5 protein-coding genes and 1 pseudogene are annotated in these 6,323 nt (G+C 41.3%); 4 read left to right on the top strand and 2 right to left on the bottom strand.

The window, feature by feature from the left end; all coding sequences use genetic code 11:
• The 3 genes from ACEW8O_RS04590 to ACEW8O_RS04580 all read left to right on the top strand — a co-directional run.
• On the top strand, positions 1-1,252 hold a 1,252-nt coding region (locus tag ACEW8O_RS04590; protein WP_373493446.1), incomplete at its 5' end, for a TonB-dependent receptor plug domain-containing protein.
• A gap of 254 nt (positions 1,253-1,506) precedes the next feature.
• Positions 1,507-2,334 carry a ZIP family metal transporter gene (locus ACEW8O_RS04585; RefSeq protein WP_373493445.1) on the top strand — a complete coding sequence of 276 codons (828 nt, stop codon included), beginning with the start codon at positions 1,507-1,509 and terminating at the stop codon, positions 2,332-2,334.
• Positions 2,335-2,367: 33 nt separating this feature from the next.
• Positions 2,368-4,137: an SLC13 family permease gene (locus ACEW8O_RS04580; protein WP_373493444.1), complete on the top strand. Its 1,770-nt coding sequence runs from the start codon at positions 2,368-2,370 to the stop codon at positions 4,135-4,137.
• Positions 4,138-4,164: 27 nt separating this feature from the next.
• Here the strand turns inward: ACEW8O_RS04580 and ACEW8O_RS04575 are convergent, their stop codons facing one another.
• Positions 4,165-4,917, bottom strand: a complete 753-nt coding sequence (locus ACEW8O_RS04575) for a TIGR00730 family Rossman fold protein (RefSeq protein WP_373493443.1) — start codon at positions 4,915-4,917, stop codon at positions 4,165-4,167.
• Between the two features lie 146 nt (positions 4,918-5,063).
• Here ACEW8O_RS04575 and ACEW8O_RS04570 point away from each other — a divergent pair, with 146 nt between their 5' ends.
• Entirely contained in the window at positions 5,064-5,996 is a 933-nt protein-coding gene (locus tag ACEW8O_RS04570; RefSeq protein ID WP_373493442.1) for a sugar phosphate isomerase/epimerase family protein, read from the top strand.
• A gap of 143 nt (positions 5,997-6,139) precedes the next feature.
• Here the strand turns inward: ACEW8O_RS04570 and ACEW8O_RS04565 are convergent.
• Positions 6,140-6,323, bottom strand: a pseudogene (locus ACEW8O_RS04565) (sugar phosphate isomerase/epimerase); the annotation flags it as partial.

Raw genomic sequence — 6,323 nt, 5'->3', positions numbered from 1 at the left:
TGACGGCAACCTGTTTGATGAGATGTCGATAAATCTGGCTCATCAGAAATTTGAAGAAAGCAGAATAGACAGGAATTTCAACGATGTAATCAGAAGGACAAGGATCGAACAAGTAAATGCCTATTCGGTAAACCTTGATTTCCTGAAAAATCTCGCTCGGCAATCTACTTTATTTTATGGGGTGGAATGGATTTTCAATGATGTAACCTCAGCAGGAACTGATGAAAATATACTAACAGGTCAATCAACTCAAGGCCCTGCACGCTACCCCAATTCCAAATGGAATTCTTACGCTATATACACTACCTATCAACAGAAAGTCTCTCCCAAATCTATGCTTCAGGCAGGAATGCGGTACAATAGATTTGGACTGGATGCCGACTTTAGAAACAACACTGAATTCTATCCCTTCCCTTTTGAAAAGAGCAGCAACAACGAAGGGGCCCTCACTGCCAGCGCTGGCTGGGTTTACCATCCTACAGACACCTGGACTATGCATTTGAGTGCATCCACAGGTTTCAGAGCACCGAATGTGGATGATATCGGCAAAGTATTCGATTCAGAACCCGGAACGGTCATGGTTCCCAATCCTGAACTCCAGGCAGAATATGCCTATAACCTTGAACTCAATGTTGGAAAAGTCATCAATGACAACATCATGATCGACCTGACCTCCTATTACACGCTTTTAAACAATGCCCTGGTCAGGAGAGAATTTACCCTGAGCGGTCAGGACAGTATCATATATGATGGGGAATTAAGCCGTGTGTTGTCTTTGGTAAACGCTTCATTTGTCAGGATAATAGGTCTTCAGGCGGCATTGGAAGTCAAACTTCCTTATCATCTCACTTTTTCCTCGCGATTGAATATCCAAAAAGGAACAGAGGAAATGGAAGATGGTGTTCAAAGTCCTTCGAGACATGCCCCGCCCACATTTGGAGTAAGTAGATTGGAATATAAAAGAAATAAGTATAGAATACAGCTTTTTTCGGAGTATTCAAGAGGATTTGCATTTGATCAATTGCCATTGGAGGAAAGAGGCAAACCTGAACTATATGCCATCGATACAGACGGAAATCCCTATAGTCCCTCATGGGCCACATTAAACCTGAAAGGCATATTCAATATGCACGAAAACATATCCATCAGCTTGGGCCTTGAGAATATTACTGATGTTAGGTTTCGTTCATATAGCTCGGGGGTAGCTGCTCCCGGCAGGAACTTTCTTCTGTCATTAATCGGAAAATTTTGAAGAAATCATGTTTTCTGTTGAACCTTTGAGGTTTTTTTTCAAACCTCGAAGGTTTAATCCCAGGAAAAAAGATCATAGTTCTAAAGAAAACAAAACACTAACCCTTAAGACCTTCGAGGTTTTGAAAACCTCAAAGGTCAAGGACTCCGTCTTCCTGTCATTTACAATAGAAATCCAATCCAACTTGCAGAAAGGCGAATATTCATATTATCTTTATTCCAAATTTCCGGAAATATTTAATCAATCCTTTTTGTATGGTAGAACAGATAGAAATTTTAGCTACAGAGCTGGGGCCTGTCAAGGCAGCACTTTTGGCAACCGTATTTACATGGTTGATGACGGCCTTGGGCGCATCTATTGTTTTCTTTTTCAAGACTGTAAACCGGGCATTTTTTGACTCGATGTTAGGATTTACCGGAGGAGTAATGATAGCTGCTAGTTTCTGGTCCCTGCTCAATCCAAGCTTAGAATATGCCAAAGATATTTACCCTGTATTTCCCTGGGCCCCTGTAGCCGGTGGATTTCTCTTAGGTGGACTGTTCATATTTGGACTTGATAAATTGCTCCCCCACCTTCATATCAATTTTCAAAAAAGTGAAACTGAAGGTCTGCCGACCACCTGGCATAAATCCACACTTTTGCTTTTGGCCATTACCCTACATAATATTCCCGAAGGACTTGCAATTGGGATTCTTTTTGGGGCGGCAGCACAAGGACTTGACGGCACTACCATTGCAGCCGCAGTAGCATTGGCCATAGGTATCGGCGTGCAAAACATCCCTGAGGGAATGGCTGTTTCCATGCCTTTGAGAAGAAATGGTGCCAGCAGGTTTAAGGCTTTTTGGTATGGGCAATTGTCTGCAATTGTAGAACCAATGGCAGGCGTCCTTGGCGCATTTGCGGTACTATATATGAAAAATGTATTGCCCTTTGCATTATCTTTTGCAGCAGGGGCCATGATATTTGTGGTGGTGGAAGAGGTGATACCGGAAACCCAAAGGGATAAATATACCGATTTGGCAACTTTGGGATTTATGCTTGGCTTTGTAGTGATGATGATTTTGGATGTTTCTTTGGGGTAATTTCAACTAATTTTTTCTAGTTTTATCCGCAATATGGAGCTTCAGATAGTTTTTGGAACACTTGTTCTAGCTTTGATTTTGTTTGTATGGGGAATTCTGCGACATGATCTTGTGGCTATCATTTGTCTTTTGGTGTTGACCATTTCAGGAATAACCCCTTATGAAGACGCTTTTCTTGGTTTTGCCCATCCTGCGGTCATTACAGTGGCAGTAATACTGATAGTAAGCAAAGCCATGCAGGATTCCGGACTGATTGATATTTTGGGTCAAAAAGTCCTGAAGCTTAGCGATAATATCACCCTTCAGATAACCCTACTTTGTATCATTGTCTGCGTAGCATCGGCTTTTATGAATAATGTGGGGGCACTTGCCATCATGATGCCTGTGGCTATCCACATTGCCAAAAAAAGCGGACATTCCCCATCTTCCTTTTTAATGCCCATCGCATTTTCTTCTTTATTGGGAGGAATGATTACACTCATCGGAACCCCACCCAATATTATCATTGCAAGTTTCAGGGGAAAGGAAATGGGAAGTCCATTCAGCATGTTTGATTTTGCCCCGGTAGGTCTTGGGTTGAGTTTTGTGGGTTTGACTTTCATTATTCTCATTGGTTGGAGAATGCTTCCTAAAAGAATTGCAGGAAATAAAAACGAGGATACCTTCAACATCAATGACTATATCACAGAAATTATCGTGGACGAGAATTCCAAGCTTTTGGATCAGCCCCTTTCCGAACTAACCAATATCAGTGACGGAAAAATTCAGGTACTCAACCTTATCAGAAACAAATACCTGATGCATGCGCCTGATATGAATATAATCCTAAAACATGGTGATATCATATCCATCGAGAGTGAAGCTGAGGATCTGAAAGAATTTTTGGGGAAAAGCAAAAGCAAACTGATCGCCAACAAAGAAGAACTTCCTGAAATTATTGGAGGAGAAGAAATTTCGAATGTGGAGGCTGTGGTCATGACAGATGCTGCCATCATCAATCAAACAGCATCCGGGATCCAGATGAGAAATAGGTTTGGAGTAAACTTACTGGCCATTTCCAGGCAGAATAAAAAAATCCAAAAGCGGATTGACCATGTTAGTTTTAAAGTGGGAGACGTTCTTCTTTTGCAGGGAATTACAGATAAATTTGGTACAACCCTTCAAACGATGGGGTGCCTACCATTGGCTGACAGGGGATTTGAATTGGGAAAGCCCAGAAAACTTATCCTTGCGCTTTCCATATTTTTGGCCTCTATAATTTTGATTATTTTGGATTGGCTACCCGTTCAGATAGCATTTACATTGGCTGCTGTTGCCTTGGTTATGACAAAAACACTGAAAATCAAAGACCTTTACACCAGTATTGACTGGCCTGTTATTATTCTTTTGGGGGCTCTTTTGCCGATTGGGACTGCATTGGAATCTACCGGCGGGGCTGAACTGATCGCAGTCAATATTCTAAAAGTAAGTCAGCAATTTCCTCCTGAGGCCACATTGTCCCTTGTTTTTGTCGTTACGATGCTATTGTCCAATATCATCAACAATGCCGCCACAGTTGTGTTGATGGCTCCCATTGGTCTCAGTATCGCCCATGGTATGGGATTATCCTCCGATCCATTTTTGATGGCAATTGGTGTTGCTGCGTCCGCTGCTTTCCTGACTCCCATAGGACATCAGTCCAATACTTTGGTCATGGGGCCGGGAGGTTATGCTTTCAATGATTATTTTAAAATGGGAATCCCGGTTTCGGTTCTTATCATTTTGACAGGAATTCCTTTGATACTGTTTTTCTGGCCGTTGTGATTTGTAAATTGATAAGTTGAAAAGGTTCTATTTTTCCCCTAAAACAGCAGAAGGTTCGACAGGTACTTTTCTTTTAAGCCCATATCCCTCAATCGCATATTTTCGGAGATGGTCTTCCATTTCCTCTATGGAGTCCGTCAATAAAAACAAGTCCAGATCCTCCTTGTTGATGGTACCGTATTCCGCTAGATGCTTTATATATTCAAATAGGTTCTCATGAAAATCACTGCACATCAGTACTACCGGAAAACGCCTCATCACATTGGTCTGTATCAAGGTCAATGCTTCAAAGAATTCATCAAGCGTTCCAAATCCACCCGGCATCACCACAAAAGCATAACTATACTTCGAAAGCAACACTTTCCTTACAAAAAAATACTTGAAGTCCATCCATTTGTCCAAATAAGGATTGGGATGCTGTTCAAATGGTAGGATAATATTGCAACCGACTGATTTTCCTCCCACGTTTTTTGCACCCCTATTTGCAGCTTCCATAATTCCCGGGCCTCCACCCGTCATGACCGCAAAACCCATCTTGCTGACTTTCTCCCCTACTTCGACAGCCACCTTATAATACTTGTCGTTTTCTTCAAACCTTGCAGAACCAAAAACAGTAACACACGGTCCTACAAAATGAAGCATCCTGAACCCTCTAATGAATTCTAAAATTACTTTAATCACAAATTTGAATTCCTTCCAACGGGTCTGTGGCCCTGCAAAGAAAGCCTCCTCTTCTGGATTGACCAAAGGTGAAAAATCGGTTGATTGTTCAGTTTTCATATTTTAAACATAGTTATTAATTTAAAAACCGGCAAGGATATATATTTTTAAAAAGTAGTTTGATTTAAAATTAATTTTCTGAAAATTGAAAAAGGATTATTCCTAATAGAAGACATTGATGTCAATTCAAATTTAAACCCAAATCCATGAACAGACGCAAATTTTCCAAAGTCACTACCCTTTCACTCCTCGGCACTGGTTTGCTGTCCGCTTTGCCTTCAGGGGCAACTGATTTCAAAAACGGGAACAAATTTAGGCTTGGAGGACCTGTCTTTGAAAAATATAATTCGCCGGATTCCTGGGTCAAAGCAGTGAAGAAACTGGGATACCGTGCTGCCTATTGCCCTGTGGGCTTAAAAGCCACCTCCGAAGAAATCAAGGCCTATGAAAAAGCTGCAAAGGATGCCGATATCCTCATTGCTGAAGTCGGTGCCTGGTCCAACCCCATCAGCCCGGATCCCAAAATGGCCAAAGAAGCATTTGATAAATGCACTGCTTCACTGAACCTGGCGGATAAGATCGGAGCAAAATGCTGTGTCAATATTGCGGGATCAAGAGATAAGGAAAACTGGGCCGGTCCCCACCCTGAAAACTTTTCAGATGAAACTTTTGAGATGATTGTTGAGACCACAAGAAAAATAATAGATGAGGTAAAGCCTTCACGGACATTCTTCACCTTGGAAGCCATGCCTTGGATTTTTCCGGAATCGGCTGATGCATACCTTCGGCTGATCAAAGCCATAGACAGAAAATCCTTTGCCACACATCTCGATCCTGTGAATATGATGGTCAGTCCGGCGGTCTTTTTCCGAAATGGTGATCTGATTAAAGAATGTTTCAAAAAGTTGGGCCCGTATATTAAAAGCATCCATGCCAAAGACCTTATCCTGAAGCAAGGAACTTTTATGCCCCAATTCCATGAAGTCGGACCGGGTCTTGGATCAATGAATTATCATACATTTTTAAAAGAACTGAGAAATTTCCCTGAAGTACCGATAATGATGGAGCATTTAAAGACAGCGGAAGAGTACGAAGCCGGGGCAAAGTTTATAAGGAAAGTAGAGGGGGAAATTAGCTAAGATCTTTTTTCGATACATAGGTTTAATTTTTTTTGGTCGGAAGGGTGGTATTTAATTTATGGTTTTTTAATTCAATTCTTCAATTTCAAATAACCTCCCCTCGTAAAATCTATATAATTTTACTTCAATGGACAGCAATCCTTTCATTTTTTCAGACTTTTCAAATATTCAATACTTTGGGGTACTTGCTTGTAATAGATCGGACTTTCATCCTCAATATAGTAATGCTTTACTTTCGCTTTTTTTGCTGCTTTCAGAATTGCCGGAATATCCAATTGGCCTGTCCCCAATGCCACATCGTTTTCCACAGGTGTGCCACCTGATAAA

The sequence above is a fragment of the Aquiflexum sp. genome, assembly GCF_041749095.1.
Lineage (GTDB): Bacteria > Bacteroidota > Bacteroidia > Cytophagales > Cyclobacteriaceae > Aquiflexum.
This window is presented reverse-complemented; position numbering and strand designations above follow the sequence as displayed.